The following is a 19654-nucleotide window of genomic DNA, read 5'->3' as shown; positions in this document are numbered from 1 at the left end:
GCCGATGGAGCGTATTCCCATTCTGCAAATGGGCGAATTCCTGCTGGTGACCATTCAGGTCGACATGCATGACCAGCTGGCGCTGCGCCTGCAGGACGATCTCACCGACCGGATCGACCAGACCTCGGCCCGTGGCGTGTTGATCGATATCTCCGCCCTGGACATGGTCGATTCGTTCATCGGCCGGATGATCGCCAGCATCTCCGGCCTGTCGCGCATCATGGATGCCGAGACCGTGCTGGTGGGCATGCAGCCTGCCGTGGCGATCACCCTGGTGGAACTCGGCCTGACCCTGCCCGGGGTCAGCACAGCCCTGAATGTCGACCGTGGCATGAACCTGCTGCGCCAGCGGGTAGGCCGCCCATGACCATTCGCCAAAGCGGCAGCCAACCGGTGCGTATCGAACAGGATGTGGTATTGGCCCGCCAACTCACGCGCAAGGTTGCCAGCGAGTGCGGCATGCGCCTGGTCGACCTGACCAAGCTGGTCACGGCCGTCAGTGAACTGGCCCGCAACACCGTGGTGTACGGTGGCGGCGGCGACATGGACTGGGCGGTGATCGAGGACGCCGGCCGGGTTGGCCTGCGCCTGGTGTTCCGCGACGAAGGGCCGGGTATCGCTGACGTCAAGCTGGCGCTCACCGATGGCTGGACTTCAGGCGGTGGCCTGGGCCTGGGCTTGACCGGCGCCAGGCGCCTGGTCGATGAATTCGAACTGGACACCACGCCCGGGCAAGGTACCCGGGTAACGATCACCCGATGGGCCTGAACCTGGCGGCAAGCCTTACCCAGGTCCTGCGGCTCGACGATGTCAGCCAGGTTGGCCACGCCCGCCGTGTCGTGCAGAAGCTCGCCGAGCAGCATGGGTTTGCTACGGCCGATGCCGGCCGGGCGGCCCTCGTCGCAACCGAGCTTGCCAGCAATGTGCTCAAGCACGCCCAGCGCGGTGAACTGCACCTGCGGGTGCTGGCGCATGGCAGCCAGCCTGGGATCGAACTGATCGCGGTGGACCGCGCCCACGGTTTCGACCTGCCCAGTTGCCTGGTCGATGGCTATTCCACCGGGGGCACCCAGGGCATTGGCCTGGGGGCGGTCAGCCGCCTGGCCCAGGTGTTCGATGTGCATGCGGACGCCCAGGGCGCCGTGGTGCTGGCACGCCTTTACCGGCAAGACGACCAGGGCAAGGATGTCCGCGTGGGCGTGAGCCAGCATTCATTGCATGACGACCCGGCTTGCGGTGACAGCTGGCACGTGACACTGGACGGTCAGCGCGTGAGCGCCTTGGTGGTCGACGGCCTCGGCCACGGCGAGGAAGCCGAGCGCGCGGCCAGGGCCGGCGTGGATGCGTTCGTGCAGGCGCCTTTCACCCCCCCTCAGCAACTGCTCGGCGAGTTGCACCATGCCATGGGTGGTACCCGCGGCGGGGCTGTGGCGATCGCCCAGTACGACGGGGAACGCGACAGCCTGGCATTCATCGGCATCGGCAATATCGGCGCCACCCTGGTGGGCGGCGACCGCCCGCGGGGCCTGGCCTCGCACCCGGGCATCGTCGGCGGGCAATACCGCAAGGGCCAGGTGTTCGACTACGCTCACTTGAAGGGGCATCTGTTGGTCATGTTCAGTGACGGCCTGCAAACGCGCTGGAACCTGCAAACCTACCCCGGCCTCGCTCACCGCCACCCGGCGGTGATCGCCGCCGTGCTGCACCGCGACTTCTGCCGTGGGCGGGACGATGTGACGGTGCTGGTCATCGATCTGGAGGCCGTGCATGGCTGAGCCAACCCCCGACAGCAGCGCGCAGGCCGACGTAGCGCGCCTGCACGCCGAAAACCAGGCCCTGCGCGCCGAACTCGAGGACACCAACCAGGGTGTGCTGGCGCTGTATGCCGAGCTGGACATCCAGGCCGAGCAGTTGCGCCAGGCATCGGACCTGAAAAGCCGCTTCCTGTCGTACATGAGCCACGAGTTCCGCACGCCGCTGGGGTCGATCCTGAGCATCACCAGCCTGCTCGCCGACGAGGTGGACGGGCCGTTGAGCAAGGAGCAGCAGTTGCAGGTGGCGTTTATCAGCACCGCGACGCGCGAACTCAGCGACATGGTCGACGACCTGCTCGATCTGGCCAAGATCGAGGCGGGGCGGCTTACCATTTCACCGGCCTGGTTCGACATGCTCGACCTGTTTGCCGCCTTGCGCGGGATGTTCCGCCCGATCGTCGACGCCGGCACGGTCGATCTCATCTTCGAAGAGCCGCAAGGCTTGCCGCAGATGTATACCGATGACAAGAAGCTGGCGCAGATCCTGCGCAACTTCATTTCCAATGCACTGAAGTTCACCACCCGTGGTGAAGTGCGGGTGTCGGCGCAGTTGCATGGCAGCAACCAGGTCCGTTTTGCGGTGAGCGACACCGGCATCGGCATTGCCCCCGAACTGCTTGGCGGGCTGTTCGAAGACTTCGCCCAGCTCGACTCGCCCCTGCAGAAACGCCTGCGCGGCACCGGCCTGGGGCTTTCGCTGTGCAAGCGCTTCGCCGCGCTGTTGGGTGGCGAGGTGGGCGTGGAGAGCGCGCCCGGCGTTGGCTCGTCATTCTTCGTCACTCTCCCGCTGGCCCTGGCCCCCGAGGCGCGCACTGATGAACCCTGACATCCGCCTGCTGATCGTCGACGACAATGCCGCCACGCGCTATGCGCTGCGCCGGCGCCTGGCGCTGCATGACTATCAGGTACTGGAGGCTGGAACCGGCGGTGATGGCCTGGCCTTGATCCGCAGCGAAGCGATCGATGCGCTCATCCTCGACGTCAATTTGCCCGACATGAGCGGCTTCGACATCGTCAGGTTGCTGCGGGCAGACCCGGCGACCGCCTTGCTGCCGGTGATTCACGTGTCGGCGGCGTCGATCCAGAGCGGCGATATCATTACTGGCCTGGATGCCGGGGCCGACGCTTACCTGGTGCACCCGGTGGATGCCGACGTGCTGGTGGCGACCCTGCGTACCCTGTTGCGGGTGCGCGATACCGAGCGGGCGCTGCGCGACAGCGAGGCCCGGTTTCGTGAGATCTTCAGCAATGTCTCTGCGCCCATCGCCGTGCTCGATGCCGGGCTCAAGGTGCATGAGTGCAACCAGGCGTTTGCCCAGCTGATCCAGGACAACCGCAACCCCGAAGCGCTGCAGGAATGCTTCGGCGACGACCAGCAGGCCGCCATCGCCGCCTTGCGCCGCCATGTGGCGGATGGTCAGCGCTGGCGCGGCAACCTGGGCATGACCGTGAGCGGCCAGCCACGGGACACCGAATGGCAGCTTTCGCCTTACCGCGCGCCAGGGCTGTGCCTGGTGTTCGTCGAGGATGTCACCGAACACCGCCACCGCGAGCGCTCGCACCTGGCGCGCCTGGACGATGCCAATACCCAGCTGGCCCGCGAAGTGGCGCAGCGTGCGCGGACCGAGGCGCAACTGTTGCAACTGCAGAAGATGGACGCCCTGGGCAGCCTCACCGGAGGCATCGCCCACGACTTCAACAACCTGCTCACCGGCATCATCACCAGCCTTGAACTGATTCGCAAACGCGTGGCGCAGAACCGCGTGGAGAAAGTCCCAAGCTACGCCGACGCGGCCCTCAGCTCGGCCATGAGCGCCGCGTCGCTGACCCATCGAATGCTTGCCTTCGCCCGCCAACAACCGTTGGACACCCGTCCGGTGGACATCAACGAGCGTGTACGGTCATTGGAAGAGCTGCTTACTCGTACCATCGGCGAGCGCATCGTGCTGGCCCTCACCCTTTCCAGCGAGCCGACCATTGCCCTGGTCGACCCGATCCAGCTGGAGAGCGCAGTGCTCAACCTGGTGATCAACGCGCGCGATGCCTTGGCCAAGGGCGGGCGTATCTGGGTGACCACCGCCGCTACCTGGTCACACGGTGACCCCAACCTGCAGGACGGCCCGTATGTTGCGGTTACGGTGCGCGATGACGGCTGTGGCATCGAGCCTGAGCTGCTTGAAAAAGTGTTCGACCCGTTCTTCACCACCAAGCCGGTGGGGCAGGGCACGGGGCTGGGGTTGTCGACCATCTACGGCTTCGCTCGCCAGTCCGGCGGCCATGTGGCATTGCGCAGCGTAGTCGGGCAGGGCACCGAAGTGACCTTGCTGCTGCCGGCCAGCAACCAGCAGGAGGCCCGTGAGGAGCGCGGGCCACAGCTCGACCAGCAGGGGGGCGGCGAACATGTGCTGGTGGTCGAGGACATGGCCTCGGTGCGGCTGTCGGTGGCCGAGGTGCTGGCCGATGCCGGTTATCGCTGCACCCTGGCCGACACCATCGAGCGGGCGCTGGACCACCTGCGCCAAGACCCAAGCATCGAGCTGCTGCTGACCGATGTCGGCCTGCCGGGCATCAGTGGCCGAGAGTTGGCCGACATGGCGCGAACCTACCGGCCGGGGCTTCCGGTGCTGTTCATGACCGGTTACGCCGAGACGGCGCTGGATCGCCAGGCCTTCCTCGACACGGGCATGGACCTGTTGATCAAGCCGTTCCAGACCAGCGAACTGCTCGCCAAAGTGGGGCGCACGCTGGGCCTGGTGAGTTGACCCGATGGAACTGCCGCAGCCTTGGATGAGTCGCAGTCTTGAACCCGACAAAAAAGGATGTTGGCAATGAAAGCGATGACTCGACTGTTTACCGGCCTGGCTCTGGTCGGTGCACTGGGCGCTTCCGCTGCCTGGGCGGACCAGCCCGGCGCTGATTGGAAGGTCACCAAGGACCAGGCCGAAGCCACATTGAAGGGCGCCGGCTACACCCAGATCACCAAGATCGAAGCCGATGACGGGCACTGGGAAGGCGAGGGCCTGAAGGCTGATGGCAAGCAATATGAGTTTCAGGTAGACCCGCACAACGGCACCATCATCAAAGACGAGCTGGATCGCTGATACAGGGGCCGCTCTGCGGCTCCCTTTCGCGGCACAAGGCCGCTCCCACAGCGTTCGCGTATGCCCTCTAGATAAGGTTATAGCGCGGTCAGTGTGGGAGCGGCCTTGTGCCGCGAAAGGTCCCCCAGCCTTTTTGCTGCCGGCCGCGCACCAGTAACCCCCCCGCAAGCTCTTGGCGCGACAGCTAACGGTCGCCGATCACTCTCAATGAACTCCAAGCCCATGCACCACGTCACCCGTGTGAGAGGCACACATTCCGGCAGCCGCCGGATGACCACTTGCGAGGGACATGACCATGGAACGCGAGCAAAACTCAGCATCGCCCCCCAGCGATACCCAGGAGCACCTGCACGCCATCACCGACGAAGCGGGCGCGCTGCTGAACGAGGCGAAGGCGCAAGGCACCGAGCAGTTCGAACACTACCGTGACACCGCCGCCGAGCAGCTGGACTCATTGAAGCAGGGCGCGCAGTCAGCAGCCTCTGCACTGGAAGGCAATGACTCGTTGGGGCTTTCCCAATACCTGGGCCAGGCCGCTGAATATATCGGCAGCTTTGCCGAGCAGATCCGCCACGAGAGTGCTGAGGACCTGCTGCACAGAGGTTCGCGCCTGGCGCGGGACAACCCTGCGCTGTTCCTGGCCGGCAGCGTGGCCGTAGGTTTCGCCTTGTCGCGGTTCCTGCGTGCCAGCGCCAGCCATGCACCGGCTGCTGCCTCCCCAGCCCCGGCCTATGGTGCCAGCGAGCCCTACCACAGCACGGCGCCCCAGCCGGACCGCGCCAGCGACGTGGCCACCCACAAACCCTATACCCCGGTCGACCCGGTCGGCATGGGCGCCGGAACCTTGGTAAGCGGCGGGCCCCTGGACCGCGATCCGCTCAAAGGAGGTGAATGATGAACAAGGACCCGCTACAAGCCACCCCCCCGCTGCACACCCCCATCGAAGACGCCGTGGGTGTCGGTAGCCTGCTGCGTCAACTGATGCGTGAAGTACCCGAACTCTTCAGCAAAGAACTGGCACTGGCCAAGGCAGAGCTGCAGCACAACCTCAATACCCTGAAAGCGGGCACCGCTGCCGTGGCGGCAGGCGCGATCGTGCTGCTGGCGGGCTTCATCATCGTGCTGCTGGCTGCGGTGTATGCCTTGGCCATGGTCGTCGCGCCCTGGCTGGCCGCGTTGATCGTGGGTGCCATTACCATGATCGTCGGCTTTGTCATGCTGCAGTCGGGCAAGAAACAGTTCGAACCCGGCCAACTGGCCCCGGACCGCACGCTGCATGCCATGCAGCAGGACAAGGACGCGCTGAAGAGGAAACTGCCATGAATACCTCCTTCGAACATGACACGCACAAGGACCCGGACGTGCTCGAGCAGGAAATCAACGCCAAGCGTGAGCACATCAGTGACCTGGTCGATGCCCTGGAGCAACGCCTGAGCCCGGGCCAGTTGATGGACCAGATGCTCGCTTACACCAAGGGTAATGGCGGCGAATTCTTCCATAACCTGGGCACGACGCTGAAGAACAACCCGGTGCCGACCACCCTGACGGTACTGGGCCTGGCCTGGCTGGGCCTCAACCAGAACCGCCCGTTCAACCCCGGCCCTGCGCATACCGGGCCGGGTATGGGTGAAAAGCTGGGCGAGGCGGTCGACGCGGTAAAAGGCGCCTTTGCCCATGCGGGTGAAGCGCTGCACGATGCCGGGCGCAGCGTGAGCGGCAAAGCCCATGACCTGCGGGACCGGGCGGGTGACATCGGCCGAGGTGCTCGGGATTCGGTCGAGGGCTCGGCTGACAGCCTGCGCGGTGCAGCCGATCAGGTCAGTGCACAAGCCACGGCACTGAAAGGCCAGTTCGATCATCTGCTCAAAGAGCAACCGTTGGTGCTGGCCGCCCTGGGCATTGCCTTGGGCGCAGCGCTGGGGGCGGCGCTGCCTGGCACCCGCAAGGAAGACGAACTGATGGGCGCCAGCAGTGACCGGTTGACCGACACCTTGAAAGCCAAGGGCGAGCAAGCCAAGCAGGCGGTCAAGGAAACGGTGAAGGAAGCGACGGCCAAAGAAGCGCCCAGCGGGACCCACAGGGCAGGGGATTCGGACCTGTCTGCGGGCCTGGGCTTCCCGTCCTGAAGTGCCAGGCTGTGCTCGCCTCTGTTGCATCAGCGACCGGGGCGAGCACCCCGCTGTTGATATCGCGCCAGAATGGGCTGCACGCTGAGCCCGTGCACCGCTATGCTCAGCGCCACCACCGACAGGGTGAGGTTGGTGCTGGACGCCGCGACGTCCGGCGGCAATTGGTGGTTGAGCGCGTAGAACAAGTAGTACAGGCTGCCGATCCCGCGTATCCCAAACCACCCCAGCATGCCGCGCTGACGCACGTCCAGCAGCCCGCCGAAAGGCAGTAGCAGGGTGCTGAGTGGCCGGATCAGCACGAACAGTGCCCCAGCGACCCACAACGCCCGCCAGTCCCAGTGCTCAAGCAAGACCACGCCGAGCAAGGTCACCAGAAACACCTCCATCGCACGCTCCACCAGGCCGCCAAACGAAAGCATGTCGCCGAGCATGATGCCCGCCGCCACTTGCGTGTCTTCCAGGTCGGCAACATCGCCTTTTACCGCATGCTCGGGGGCCACGTGCTGATGGCCAACCACCGGCTGCACCAGGTGCTCGGCGGGCTCGTGCGGCTCGGGGGTGGAGTGGACTTCGGCTTGTCGCAGGCCCAGGCCTGCGGCGAACACGGCGAGAAAACCGTAGCCATGGATCAGGTCGGCGAACACATAGGCCATCGCAATCAAGGCCAGCGCCAGGTAATCGTTGGGCGAAACGGTGCTGTCGTCGTGCCGGGTGCGCAGGTACAGGGCGAAATACCCAAGCCCGCGCCCCATCCAGTAGCCACACAGCAGCCCGGCGGGCACGGCCCACAACAGGTCCTGGACAAGCCAGTCCATGAGCCATTGTTCGCCTTGGGTGTTCTGCAGCAGCAACAGGCCCAGGATCACGAACGGGAAGGCCACGCCATCGTTGAGGCCCGCTTCGCCAGACAAACTGAAGCGCACGCGGTCATAGTCTTGCGCATCGTTGACCTGCACCAGCGTCGCCAGCACCGGGTCGGTGGGGGCGAGAATCGCGCCAATCAACAGCGACAACCCCCAGCTCAAGTGCAACCCGTAATGCAGCAGCAGGCTGACCCCACCGATGCACATCAGCATCAGCGGCCCGGCCAGCATCGACGCAATTCGCCAGTTGCGGCTACGTAACGGCAGCCGCAGCTTCAGGCCGCTGACAAACAGGGAAAACAGCACGGCGACTTCGGTGAGGTGCTCGATCCAGCCGCTGGCCTTGGCCAGGTCCAGTTGCAGCAGGCCCAACCCGCTCGGGCCCAAGGCGATGCCCAGCGCCAGGCACACCACCGAGGTGGTGACCGGCACCCAGCGCAGGTAAGAGGCGGTCAGCGCCAGCAGCAACAGCACTGCGCCGAGCATGGCGACCCAGACAATAAAGCTCATGTGTGCAGTTGCCTCCGCGCAATCGGGCGCCGGGCCTGTAGTTCAAACGCCACCCGGCCAGTCGCCGTTCCGCTGGCCGGGCCACCACCGGTCAGCCGCCCTATAGCACCTTGTCGAGAGTGACCGGGAACTCCCTCACGCGTTTGCCGGTGGCATGGTAGATGGCATTGGCAACTGCGGCGGCGACGCCGACGATGCCGATTTCGCCTACCCCTTTGGAGCCCAGTTCGTTGACGATGTCATCGTTTTCTTCAACGAATATCACCTCGATGTCCGCGATATCGGCATGCACCGGTACGTGGTATTCGGCCAGGTTGTGGTTGAGAAATCGACCTAGCGGGTGGTCGGTTTGGGTTTCTTCCTGCAGCGCCATGCCCAAGCCCCACACCACACCGCCGAGGATCTGGCTGCGGGCGGTCTTCGGGTTGACCACGCGGCCTGCTGCCACCGCGCTGACCACCTTGGTCACTTTGATGGTGCCAAGGTCCTCATCGACCTGGACCTCGACGAACACCGCCGAATGGGTGGCCGTGGCGTATGGCTCACGCTTGGCGCTGGGCTCGGCGGTAACCTGTACTTCAAGGGCTCCGTCTGCAGACCCGGCGACGACATCGGCGATGGCGATACGGTGTTGGCCAGCCTGCAGGTACCCGTCGCCGAAGGTTATTGCCTGCGCCGGCGTTGCAGCGATTGCGGGGAAGGCCTGGCGTGCCAGCGCCAGCACCTGGCTGCGCAGGGCCAGGCAGGCCTGGCGCACGGCGGAGCCCACCGAAGACACGGTGAATGACCCACCTTGCAAAGGCGCTGTCGGCAGTGAAGAGTCGCCCAGGACGAAGGTCACGTCCTGCAGCATGACGCCAGCAGCATCCGCCGCGATCTGGGTCATCACGGTATAGGTGCCGGTGCCGATGTCGGTAGTGGCGCTGCTGACGGTCAGTTTGCCCTGGCGGTCGATGCGGGCCTTGGCGCTGGCCTTCATCTGCATCGCTTCCCAGACACCGCCAGCCATCCCCCAGCCAATCAGCTGGTTACCCGTGCGCATGCTGCGCGGCTGCGGTGTACGTGCGCCCCAGCCGAACCGTGCGGCGCCCTGGTCGTAACAGGCCAGCAGTTCCTTGCTGGAATACGGTTTACCTTCATTGCCATTGCTGGCGGCAAAATTGGCCCGACGCAGTTCGATTGGGTCGAGGTTCGCGGCACACGCCAGCTCATCCATCGCGCACTCGAGGGCGATCACGCCGCTCGCGGCGCCCGGGGCACGCATGTCCAGCGGCGTGTACACGTCCAGCGGGGCCAGGCGATAGCTCAGCGCAACGTTGTCGCACTGGTAAAGCATGCCGCTCCACTCCACCAGGTGCTCGGTGAAGTCTTCGAAGCGCGAGGTCTGGCCGATCGCATCGTGGGCGATCGCCAGCAGCTTGCCCTGCGCGGTTGCGCCCAGCCGGACCCGTTGCCGGGTGCGTGGGCGGTAGCCGAAGGTGAACATCTGCTGGCGGGTCAGGGTCACGCGTACCGAGCGTTTCAGGTGCAGGGCTGCCATCACGGCCAAGGGCAGCTGGTACTGCGGGCGCAGCCCCGAGCCGAAGGCACCGCCGACGAACGCGGCGAGGATTCTGAGCTTGTCTTTGGGCAGGCCGAACACCTTGTGCAGGTAGTCCTGGCAATTTTGCGTGCCTTGGGTCTTGTCATGGATCTCAAGCGCGCCGTCGGCTTTGTAGAATACCGTGGAGGCATGGGGCTCCATGGGGTTGTGGTGCTCGTTGGGCGTGTCGTAGGTTGCGTCGAGCTGTACGGCCGCCTGCGCATACTGCCCGGCGAAATCGCCACGGGGCTTGGGGGTTTCAGCAGGGGCGGGGTGGGCTCGGTCGAGCACGGCATGCAAGTCAGTCTGGTGGCCTGCCTGGTCATAGTCGATGCGGATCAACGAGCCGGCATGCCGCGCCAGTTCGAGGCTCTCGGCAACCACCAGCGCCAGCGGTTGGCCGCTGTAGAGGACACGATCGTTGAACAGTGGACGCAATGGCGCACCTTCGGCCGCGTCGGCATCGCTGTAATCGTCGTCATAGCTGGAAATCCGTGGCCGATTGGCGTGGTGCAGCACCGCGATCACCCCCGGCACGTTCAACGCCTGCGCGCTGTCGATGCTGCGTACTCGGCCGCAGGCGATGGTGCTCGAAACCACACTGCCGTACAGCAGCCCAGGCTCGGGATACTCACCGGCGTAGCGCGCCTTGCCCGTCACTTTGGCTACGCCATCCACACGGTCAAGGGGCGTGCCCACTACAGTTTTCATTCGGTTCATGGGGCTGTCCTGCAGGTGCTGGCGCCGGCCGCGGCTTCTGTGAGCGCACGGACGATCGCACGTTTGCCGAGGGCTACCTTGAAAGCGTTGTGCTTGAGCGGCGTTGCCTGTTGCAGCAATGCGTCGGCCGCACGTGCAAACAGTGCGGGCGACACCGCCTGGCCTTTCAAGGTTGCCTCGACGGCCTGGTTTCGCCAGGGTTTGTGCGCGACACCCCCTAGCGCTACACGAGCGTCCTGGATGACGTCGCCGTCGAGTTTGAGCGCGGCAGCCACCGACACCAGTGCGAAGGCGTAGGAGGCGCGGTCACGAATCTTCAGGTAACGGTAATGCGCTTCGAACGCTGGGGGCGGCAGCTCGATAGCGGTAATCAGTTCATCAGCGCTCAACTGGTTGTCGCGCTCCGGCGTATCACCCGGCAACCGGTGAAACTCGGCGAAGGGGATGCGCCGCTGCCCAGCCCGGCCCTCCACGTGGACCACGGCATCCAGCGCGGCCAAGGCAACACACATGTCCGAGGGGTGCGTGGCCACGCAGCTGTCGCTGGCGCCCAGAATGGCATGTATCCGGTTGAGGCCTGTGCGTGCAGGGCAGCCGCTGCCCGGCTCACGTTTGTTGCAGGGCGTACCGGTGTCGTAGAAGTAGTAGCAGCGGGTACGTTGCAGCAGGTTGCCGCCGGTGCTGGCCATGTTGCGCAACTGCGGCGAGGCGCCCGCGAGGATGGCCTGCGACAGCAGCGGGTAGCGCTGCTCGATCAAGGGGTGCCAGGCCAGGTCAGCGTTGCTGACCAGTGCGCCGATCATTACGCCGCCGCTTGAAGTCTGCTCGATGCCGTTCAACGCCAGGGCGGTGATGTCGATCAGGCGGGTGGGGCTCACCACGTTTTCCTTCATCAGGTCGACGAGGTTGGTACCCCCGGCAATGAAGCGCGAGGCGTGGTCCGCCAGATTGACCGCTTCGCTGACAGAGGACGGCTTGTGGTAGCTGAAGGGGGTCATGGCTGCGACCCTCCTTCAGGCTCGCGCTCATCGCGCATCAGCGGCAGGGCCTCTTCCACGGCGGCAACGATGTTGCTGTAGGCGCCGCAGCGGCACAGGTTGCCGCTCATCAGCTCGCGAATGGCTTCACGCGTGTGGGCCCGGCCTTCGCGGGCAAGGCCGATGGCCGAGCAGATCTGCCCTGGGGTGCAGTACCCGCACTGGAAGGCATCGTGGGTAATGAAGGCCTGTTGCATCGGATGAAGTTGCTCACCCTCGGCCAACCCCTCGACGGTGACCAGCTCGGCGCCGTCGCACATCACGGCGAGGGTCAGGCAGGCATTGATACGCTTGCCGTCGCGCAGCACAGTACAGGCACCGCATTGCCCATGGTCGCAGCCCTTTTTGCTGCCGATCAGGTCCAGCTGCTCGCGCAGCAGGTCGAGCAACGTCGTCCACGGCTGGACCTGAAGCGACCGGGGGACGCCGTTGAGTGTCAGGCTGATGGCATGCCCATCGACGCCCGCTTGGGAGTTCGCGCTCATGGAAAACCTCACGGTCAGGAATGCATCGCGCAGTCGGCTGCGTCTATTTGCTGCGACCGGAGGTGTTTGGCAAACGTTCAGGTTTTATCGGCGAGCGACCAGACCTGTTGCGCAATGCAAACGTACCCGTCGAACAGCAGACGCGCCGTGCGCACCAGGCCGCAACGGCCGATCGCGCCGTTCTGCAGGCTGATCTGCACGGTAAATTCGCCGCTGGGATGCTCGACCGAGAGCCGTTGCGTGCTACCTGGAGTAATGCGCGCAAGCCCCTGCACCACCGAACCTTCGATCAGGCAGGCGCTGGCGACGCTCACCGCGCCGAACACGCCAATCGAGGCGTGACAGCGGTGGGGGATGAATGAGCGTGTATTGATTGCCCCGCCCTGGTGCGGCGCTGACACCAGGCACATCTTTGGCACGTTGCGCTGGCTGACGTCACCCAGCTGCATGCGCGGGCCGGCCTGCAGGCGGATCGACTCCAGGCGTGCTTTCAGGGCGGCATTGCCGTCCAGCTGTTCCCGGTTTTCATGGCCGGTAATGCCGAAGTCCTCGGCACGCAGCACCACCACTGGCATGCCATTGTCGATGCACGTCACGGGCACTGCGTCGATCAGGTCATGGCTGTTGCCGGTGGGCAGCAGGGCGCCGCAGCTGGAGCCGGCAACGTCTGCAAAGCTCACCAGCACCGGCGCCGCCAGCCCAGGCACACCGTCGATACGTGTGTCCCCGGCATACTGCACCTGGCCGTGGGCGGTGGGCACCTGGGCGACGGCAAGCTGCCCGGTGTTCTCCATGAAGATGCGCACAGGGGTCGACGCACCGGTGGCCGTCACCAGCCCACGCTCGATGGCGAATGGGCCCACGCCGGCCAAAATGTTGCCGCAGTTCTGGCCGTAGTCCACCCGCGCTTCGTCCACCACCACCTGGGCGAACAGGTAATCGACGTCGGCATCTTCGCGGCGCGAGCGGCGAATGATCGCTACCTTGCTCGTCAGCGGGTCGGCGCCGCCGATGCCATCGATCTGACGCGGGTCTGGCGAGCCCATCACGGCAAGCAGTACACGGTCGCGCAACGCGCCCTCGGCGGGCAGGTCGTCTGCCAGAAAGTACGCCCCTTTGGAGGTGCCGCCACGCATGAGCAGGCACGGGATGCGGGTCTGGGCCATGTTCAGCCTTCCAGGTCGGCGAGCTGGTCGACGTAGCGCAGGCCCTTGTCGGCCAGGCGTTGGCGCATGTCGTAGATGTCCAGGCCAAGCTCACCGGCGGCCAGGCGCTGGCGCTTGCGCTCTTCCAGGGCGGCGCGCTGGCTGGCGGCGTCCAGCACGGCGCCGGCTTGTTCATGGCGGACCACGACCACTCCATCGTCGTCGGCGACGATGATATCGCCGGCATTGACCAGCTGCCCGGCGCATAGCACGGGCAGGTTCACCGACCCGAGGACTTCTTTCACCGTGCCTTGCGCGCTGATGGCGTTGGACCAGACGGCAAAGCCCATCTCGCGAAGGGTCTGGCTGTCACGCACGCCGGCGTCGATAACCAGGCCGCGCACGCCCCGGGCCTTGAGCGAGGTTGCCAGCAGGTCGCCGAAGTAACCGTCGCTGCACGGCGAGCTCGGCGCCACCACCAGCACGTCACCGGGCCGGCACTGCTCGACGGCAACGTGGAACATCCAGTTGTCGCCCGGTGCGACCAGCACCGTTACTGCGCTACCCGCCACCGCGACACCCTGCTGGATGGGGCGCAGCCCGGCGTTGAACAGGCCTTTGCGGCCCTGGGCCTCATGCACGGTGGCAACACCCAGGCTGCCCAGCGTGTCGATCAGGCCCGTGGGGGCGCGGTTGATATTACGTACCACGATGCCGGTCTTGCCGATCAGCCCGCTCATGCCAGTTGCTCCGCTACCCGCGGGAAGACGCTCTGGAAGCCTTCGGCGTAGACGATGTTGCGCGCACTGGTGATGCCGACATTACGCTTGGCCTGCACACCGCGTTGCAGGGCGACGCGGGTGTAGTACTCCCACAGGTGCTCCTGGCCGGCCATGCACTGGATGGCGGCGTACTTCTTGCCCCACACCGGGGTGATATCGAGGAAGGTATCGGGGCGCCATTCGCACTGCTCCGGCTGGTGCGGCTCGAAGGCGTAGACCGGTGGCGCGCCGACAATGCGTTCGCCAGGCTTGTAGCCCTCTGCCTGGGCGATGATGCGCGCTTCCTGGGCCAGGTTCATGGCCAGCGGGTGATCATAGTTGTAGGGGTCTTTAAGCGAGTGGCTGAGCACGAAGGCCGGTTGAACCTTGCGGAACACGTCAGCCAGGCGGAACAAGGTGTCCTTGTCGGCGCGCATCGGGTAATCGCCGATGTCGAAAAACTCCACGCTGGCGCCGAGGATTTCAGCGGCGGCCAGTGCCTCATCGCGGCGTGCGGCCTTGACCTTGTGCTCGGTCATCTCGCCTTTGCGCCACAGCTTGGCCGACTCACCACGCTCACCGAAGGACAGGCAGACCACGTGCACGTGATGGCCTTGCTCGGCATGCAGGGCGATGGCGCCGCCGGCCCGCCAGACGAAATCGGCGGAATGAGCACTGACCACGAGGGCGGTTTTGGGTGATGCATTCATTAGAGTTGGCTCCTGCAAGGGGTGTACGCAGGATGGCATCGGCGTTGGGCCTGGACTAATGCGTTCCAGTAGTCGGGGTATGCTTTTTGTTTATTGTTGTGTTCAAGCGGTGCATAGTCGCAGCTGTTACCAAGGCCTGGCAGAAGACACGATGATCGACACCGACCTACCTAACCTCATGCAGGTGCGCGCATTCGTTCGCGTGGCGGATGTGGGCAGCGTGTCCAAGGCGTCCGAGTTGCTGTTTCGTGCGCAGTCAGTAGTCACCCGCGCCATCGCCGAACTGGAAAAGCGCCTGCAGGCGCCCCTGTTCGAGCGCCATGCCAATGGCATGCGCCTGTCCGACTTTGGCGCCTGTGTGTTGCCACGCGCCCGCCGTGTGCTGGCCGAACTGGGTGCGGTACCGCGCCTGCTCGGTGCGGACACTGCCCTGGAGCCGCTGTACCTGTTCCAGGCGCGGCGCCTGGAGGTGTTCGTGAAGCTTTGCCAGGCGCGGCACATGCAGACAGTGGCCAGCCACTTCGGGCTCAGCCAGCCGGCGGTGAGTTCGGCGCTGAAGGTGTTGGAAGGCGGGTGCGGCAAGCCGCTGTTCGAGCGCACCCCGCGTGGGTTGCAGCCCACGCGGGTCAGCCAGGACATCCTGGTGCCGATCCGCCGCGCGCTGAACGAGCTGCGCCATATCGACAGCGACCTGAGCGCCATGCGTGGCACCGTGCAAGGCGTCGTGCACGTGGGCGCGCTACCGCTGGGTCGCTCGCGCATCCTGCCTGAGGCGATTATCCGTTTGATCGATGCCCACCCGCAGGTGCGGGTGATCACCAACGAAAGCCCGTTCGACTTGCTTGCTACCGAGCTGCGGGCGGGGGATGTCGACTTCGTGCTAGGGGCGCTGCGCGCGCACGGTTACGCCAGCGACCTGGCCGGTGAGCGGTTGATCACCGAGGAGCTGGTCGTGCTGGCCCGGCAAGAACACCCGCTGTTCAGGGCGCCGGTTACGCTGGCCGATGTGCGCCAGGCGCGCTGGGTGTTGCCGCGGGCTGGGTCGCCTGCGCGGCATCTGCTGGACGCCTGCTTTGCCGCCGAACAACTGCCCGCGCCGCGCCCGGTGGTGGAGAGCGCAGACCTTGCGATCATCAGGGGGCTGCTGTTGCACTCGGACATGCTGGCAGCGGTATCCGCGCACCAGCTGGCGCATGAGATTGCCAGCGACGAGCTGCGGCGCCTGCCATTGCCGCTGCCCGGCACCACCCGGGACATCGGCCTGACCTACCGCAACGGCTGCCTGCACTCGCCGGCAGCGGCAGCCCTGATGGCCTGCATTCGCGAGGTTATCGGGCAGGCTTGCCCGCTACCGAATAACGCACCTGTTGATTGCGGGTCTTCATGAAGTCCTCGGTACTCTGGCCACGCATGGCCGCGTAGATGTCCAGGTTGGACACGCCCAGCACCGCGCCGAGTTTTTCCAGCACGAAGAAAATCACGCCGTAGTGGATCAGCCCACGCCAGTCGCGGCGGCGCAGCAGGTCGCGTTCTTCTTCGGTCAGCCCGGACTCTTCATAAAGCGCCTCGGGCTCGGCGAGAAAGCGCTGGCGCCACTGTGGCTCGATCAGGCGGTGCAGGCATTTGTTCAGTGCGTAACCTTTGGCGCTGCGCTCCAGGGTGTAAGGGTACGTGCCCTCGAGTTTCTCCGCGCCTGCCAATTGATGACGCATGTGCTGGCGGTGGCGTTCATTGACTGGCGCAGGCAGGCCCTGGTCGCGGTTTTCCAGCAGCAGGGTGGCGATGCCGGTCATCGACGGCAGGTAGTAGCCCTGGTGCAGGCGGTTGACCGAAGACGACAGCGCCCCGCGCATGATCAGCCAGGTGATGACCTCGGCGCCTTCCATGCCGCCGAGGGTGGCGTATTCGGCCAGGGTCATTTCGGTCAGGCGCTGGGGGTCATCGACCAGCAAGTCGATGAACTGGGCGTCCCATTGCGGGTTGTTGAAGCCGCAGCGTTCCCCGTGCACCTGGTGCGAAACGCCGCCGGTGGCGACGATCGCGACCTTGAGGTCGTCGGGGTAGCTTTCGATGGCCCGGCGCAAGGCCTGGCCAAGCTTGTAGCAACGCCGCGCAGTGGGGATCGGCAGTTGCAGCACGCCCACTTGCAGCGGCACGATCTGCACCGGCCAGCCTTCGTCGCAGGGCAGCAATGCCGACATCGGCGAGAAAAAGCCATGGTCCAGCGGCTTGTCGCGGAAGAAACTCATGTCGAATTCGTCGGCCATCAGGCTCTCGCCGATGTGCCGGGACAGCGCCGCATGCCCACCCACGGCGGGCAGGTCGCGGGGGTTGCCGCCTTCGTCGGCCACTGCATACTGGCTGTCGACGCCCAGGGTGAAGGCGCTGTAGTGGTCGAAGAAGAACGAGGTGACGTGGTCGTTGAAGATATAGAACAGCACGTCGGGCTGCTGCGCCTGCAACCAGCCACGGATCGGTTCGAAGCTCTCGAAGATCGGCGCCCAGGCGGCTTCCTGCTGTTTGTCATGGTCGACCGCGAAGCCGATGGTGGGGGTATGGGAGACGGCAAGGCCACCGATGATACGCGCCATTGAAAAGTCCTCTGTTTCAGGTTTACCGCACGGCCGTGACCGGCAGCACACGTTGCCGGGCATAACCGTTGGCCAGGATTGCCAAGGCTGCGACGAACGCCGGCAGGCCAAGGGCGATGAATAACAATGGCAAGCCCAGGCCCAGACTGAGCACGGCGCCGCCGATAAGTGAACCGAAGATGGCGCCGAAGCGGCCGATGCCGAGCATCCAGCTTACACCTGTGGCGCGACACGCCGTGGGGTAGTAACCCGGCGCGAAGGCGTTCAGGCCGGTTTGCGCGCCGCTCATGCAAAAGCCCGCAGCGGCGACGCCAACGGCCAGCAGGCTCGACTCCAGGCCGTACGCACCGAGCGAAACGATGCACAGCCCGCCGAGTGCGTAGGCGGTGGCGATCACCCGGTTAGGGTTGCGCCGGTCCATGGCCCAGCCGACCACCAATGCGCCCGCGGTGCCCGCCAGTTGGAACAGGCCGGTGATGGTCGCGGCGCGTTCAATGCTCTGGCCGCCATCACGCAGCAGGGTCGGCAACCAGCCCATGGTCAGGTAGATCACCAGCAAGCCCATGAAGTAGGTCGCCCACAGGGTCAGGGTGCCGAGGCGATAATGCCCGCTGAACAGCTGGCGCACAGGCGCTTTGGCTTGGGTGGCGGCTTCGCTGACGATAAAGCGAGTGGTCGCGGTGAACTGGCCGCCGAGGCGGTTGAGAATGGCTGCGACCTGTTTGGCCGGTGCAGCCTGCGCCGCCAGATAGCGGGGTGACTCAGGCAGCAGCCAGCACAGCAATGGCAGCAGCGCCATTGGCAGCAGGCCGCCCACCAGCAGCACCGAATGCCAGCCTTGATGCGGGATCAACCAGGCGGCCAGAAAGCCCCCCAGGCCCGACCCCATGTTGAAGCCGGTGAACATCAGGGTGATCAGCAGCGCGCGGCTGCGCTCAGGCAGAAACTCTGAAAGCAACGTCGTGCAGTTGGGCATTGCCGCACCTAGCGCTACGCCGGTGAGCAAGCGCAGCGCTGCCAGTTCATAGGGGTTGCGGGCAAACGCGCAGGCCAGGCTGAGCACGCTGAAACCGCTTACTGCCAGCAGCAGGATGTTCTTGCGGCCCAGGCGGTCAGCATACGGGCCGGCGGTGATGGCGCCGATGGCAAGGCCGACCATGCCAGCGCTCATCACCGGGCCGAAGGCTGCACGTGACAAGCCCCAGTCCTGCATCAATGAAGGCGCGATGAAGCCCATGACGGCGACATCGAAGCCGTCGAACAGCACGATCAAGAAACAAAGAATCAGTATCAACCGTTGGTAGTGAGTGATGGGACGGCTATCGATCCACTCTTTTACATCGACGCTGGGCGTGTGCATGCGCGTTCACCGATTATTGTTGTAGTGGTGACGATTTCTGTGGACAAAGCGCAGGGCAGGTCGCCAGAAATCACCCGCCGGGTTACGACGTGGGCAGACTCTAATCGCTGGAGGGGCAGCAGCGCCGCTGGGAAATCCTTAATAAGGGATCGAATTTGGTTATGAGGTCGGCAGGAAGCATGTATCACTGTGTATCAAGGCGCGTGCTTCGGCCACTCGCTTACAAATCCCTGCCGCTGTGGATACGCCACGGATACATGCCGACGGCTAAATGGGCCAACCCGAACGAACAGCCCGAACCGCTGCTTGTTCTGGCTCTTGCGCCCTTGTGGCATCACCTGATGGAGAAACCCCATGACCCGTATCCAGCGCCCCAACAAGACCCGCCTTGGCCTGCTGAGCATTGCCCTGGTTGGCGGTATGAACCTGGCCGCATCGGCCTTTGCTGTCGAAGCGTTGCCCCAGGGCTACCAGCTCGCCGCCGCTGAAAAGGCCGGCGAGGGCAAGTGTGGCGAGGGCAAGTGCGGCGCCAGCGGCGCCAAGGGCAAAGCCACCCAGGCCGAGGGTAAATGCGGCGAAGGCAAGTGCGGTGATGCCTCGTTCGCCCGCACCGATGCCGACCACGACGGCCAGGTATCGCGCGCCGAGCTGCTGGCGGTGGCGCCGGGGGCCAACGCGGAGTTCGATGCTATCGATGCCAATCACGACGGCTACCTGTCCGAGGCTGAGGTCTATCAGTTCCGCAAGCACCAGTTCGACGCAAACGGCAAGCCGTTCCCTTCCGATCTGTACAGCAAGTTGAGCCAGGCCAGGAACTGACCGTCACCGGCACCCTCCCAGCGGGGA

20 protein-coding genes are annotated in these 19654 nt (G+C 65.1%); 11 read left to right on the top strand and 9 right to left on the bottom strand.

The window, feature by feature from the left end:
• The first annotated feature begins 4 nt into the window (after positions 1-4).
• The 9 genes from ABEH27_RS15235 to ABEH27_RS15195 all read left to right on the top strand — a co-directional run bounded on the left by ABEH27_RS15235 (position 5) and on the right by ABEH27_RS15195 (position 7041).
• Positions 5-367, top strand: a complete 363-nt coding sequence (locus ABEH27_RS15235) for an STAS domain-containing protein (RefSeq protein WP_346614388.1) — start codon at positions 5-7, stop codon at positions 365-367.
• Positions 364-768 carry an ATP-binding protein gene (locus ABEH27_RS15230; RefSeq protein ID WP_346614387.1) on the top strand — a complete coding sequence of 135 codons (405 nt, stop codon included), beginning with the start codon at positions 364-366 and terminating at the stop codon, positions 766-768. Before ABEH27_RS15235 ends, ABEH27_RS15230 begins: the two co-directional genes overlap by 4 nt.
• Positions 759-1775, top strand: a complete 1017-nt coding sequence (locus tag ABEH27_RS15225) for an ATP-binding protein (protein ID WP_346614386.1) — start codon at positions 759-761, stop codon at positions 1773-1775. The genes ABEH27_RS15230 and ABEH27_RS15225 overlap by 10 nt, the downstream gene beginning before the upstream one ends.
• The gene (locus tag ABEH27_RS15220) at positions 1768-2640 is read left to right on the top strand and encodes an ATP-binding protein (protein WP_346614385.1); all 873 of its coding nucleotides are present in this window, start codon (positions 1768-1770) and stop codon (positions 2638-2640) included. The genes ABEH27_RS15225 and ABEH27_RS15220 overlap by 8 nt, the downstream gene beginning before the upstream one ends.
• A complete protein-coding gene (locus ABEH27_RS15215) occupies positions 2630-4576 on the top strand; it encodes a response regulator (RefSeq protein ID WP_346614384.1) in 1947 nt (648 codons plus the stop codon). The genes ABEH27_RS15220 and ABEH27_RS15215 overlap by 11 nt, the downstream gene beginning before the upstream one ends.
• Before the next feature lie 66 nt (positions 4577-4642).
• Positions 4643-4915, top strand: coding sequence for a PepSY domain-containing protein (locus ABEH27_RS15210; RefSeq protein WP_346614383.1), 273 nt, complete (start codon positions 4643-4645; stop codon positions 4913-4915).
• 295 nt (positions 4916-5210) lie between these two features.
• Positions 5211-5810, top strand: coding sequence for a hypothetical protein (locus ABEH27_RS15205; protein WP_346614382.1), 600 nt, complete (start codon positions 5211-5213; stop codon positions 5808-5810).
• Positions 5810-6238: a phage holin family protein gene (locus ABEH27_RS15200; RefSeq protein ID WP_346614381.1), complete on the top strand. Its 429-nt coding sequence runs from the start codon at positions 5810-5812 to the stop codon at positions 6236-6238. Before ABEH27_RS15205 ends, ABEH27_RS15200 begins: the two co-directional genes overlap by 1 nt.
• On the top strand, positions 6235-7041 hold the full coding sequence (locus tag ABEH27_RS15195) for a DUF3618 domain-containing protein (protein WP_346614380.1): 807 nt from the start codon (positions 6235-6237) through the stop codon (positions 7039-7041). The genes ABEH27_RS15200 and ABEH27_RS15195 overlap by 4 nt, the downstream gene beginning before the upstream one ends.
• Positions 7042-7070: 29 nt before the next feature.
• Here ABEH27_RS15195 and ABEH27_RS15190 read toward each other — a convergent pair whose 3' ends face one another.
• The 7 genes from ABEH27_RS15190 to galB form a co-directional block, all read right to left on the bottom strand.
• Entirely contained in the window at positions 7071-8417 is a 1347-nt protein-coding gene (locus ABEH27_RS15190; protein WP_346614379.1) for a cation:proton antiporter, read from the bottom strand.
• Between the two features lie 100 nt (positions 8418-8517).
• The gene (locus ABEH27_RS15185; RefSeq protein WP_346614378.1) at positions 8518-10719 is read right to left on the bottom strand and encodes a xanthine dehydrogenase family protein molybdopterin-binding subunit; all 2202 of its coding nucleotides are present in this window, start codon (positions 10717-10719) and stop codon (positions 8518-8520) included.
• Positions 10716-11717, bottom strand: a complete 1002-nt coding sequence (locus ABEH27_RS15180; protein WP_346614377.1) for a xanthine dehydrogenase family protein subunit M — start codon at positions 11715-11717, stop codon at positions 10716-10718. Before ABEH27_RS15180 ends, ABEH27_RS15185 begins: the two co-directional genes overlap by 4 nt.
• Positions 11714-12241: a (2Fe-2S)-binding protein gene (locus ABEH27_RS15175; protein WP_346614376.1), complete on the bottom strand. Its 528-nt coding sequence runs from the start codon at positions 12239-12241 to the stop codon at positions 11714-11716. The genes ABEH27_RS15180 and ABEH27_RS15175 overlap by 4 nt, the downstream gene beginning before the upstream one ends.
• A 77-nt stretch (positions 12242-12318) precedes the next feature.
• On the bottom strand, positions 12319-13407 hold the full coding sequence (locus ABEH27_RS15170) for a 4-oxalomesaconate tautomerase (protein WP_346614375.1): 1089 nt from the start codon (positions 13405-13407) through the stop codon (positions 12319-12321).
• Between the two features lie 2 nt (positions 13408-13409).
• Positions 13410-14126: a 4-carboxy-4-hydroxy-2-oxoadipate aldolase/oxaloacetate decarboxylase gene (locus ABEH27_RS15165; RefSeq protein WP_346614374.1), complete on the bottom strand. Its 717-nt coding sequence runs from the start codon at positions 14124-14126 to the stop codon at positions 13410-13412.
• Positions 14123-14857 (bottom strand): 4-oxalmesaconate hydratase, encoded by a 735-nt coding sequence (galB, locus tag ABEH27_RS15160; protein ID WP_346614373.1) that lies wholly within the window; start codon positions 14855-14857, stop codon positions 14123-14125. The genes ABEH27_RS15165 and galB overlap by 4 nt, the downstream gene beginning before the upstream one ends.
• A 151-nt stretch (positions 14858-15008) precedes the next feature.
• Between galB and ABEH27_RS15155 the strand changes: the two genes are divergently transcribed.
• Positions 15009-16244, top strand: coding sequence for a LysR family transcriptional regulator (locus ABEH27_RS15155; RefSeq protein ID WP_346614372.1), 1236 nt, complete (start codon positions 15009-15011; stop codon positions 16242-16244).
• Here the strand turns inward: ABEH27_RS15155 and ABEH27_RS15150 are convergent.
• Positions 16186-17448 carry a gallate dioxygenase gene (locus ABEH27_RS15150; RefSeq protein ID WP_346614371.1) on the bottom strand — a complete coding sequence of 421 codons (1263 nt, stop codon included), beginning with the start codon at positions 17446-17448 and terminating at the stop codon, positions 16186-16188. The two genes, ABEH27_RS15155 and ABEH27_RS15150, sit on opposite strands and share 59 nt — an antisense overlap.
• 22 nt (positions 17449-17470) lie before the next feature.
• Positions 17471-18808 carry an aromatic acid/H+ symport family MFS transporter gene (locus ABEH27_RS15145; RefSeq protein ID WP_346614370.1) on the bottom strand — a complete coding sequence of 446 codons (1338 nt, stop codon included), beginning with the start codon at positions 18806-18808 and terminating at the stop codon, positions 17471-17473.
• A 354-nt stretch (positions 18809-19162) separates the two neighbouring features.
• On the opposite strand from ABEH27_RS15145, the gene ABEH27_RS15140 reads away from it, so the two are divergent.
• Positions 19163-19627: a hypothetical protein gene (locus tag ABEH27_RS15140; protein ID WP_346614369.1), complete on the top strand. Its 465-nt coding sequence runs from the start codon at positions 19163-19165 to the stop codon at positions 19625-19627.
• The last annotated feature ends 27 nt before the right edge of the window (positions 19628-19654 follow it).

Source organism: Pseudomonas sp. P39-UII1 (assembly GCF_039672635.1).
Lineage (GTDB): Bacteria > Pseudomonadota > Gammaproteobacteria > Pseudomonadales > Pseudomonadaceae > Aquipseudomonas.
The sequence above is the reverse complement of the archived record's forward strand: the minus strand, read 5'-3'. Positions and strand labels throughout refer to the sequence as shown.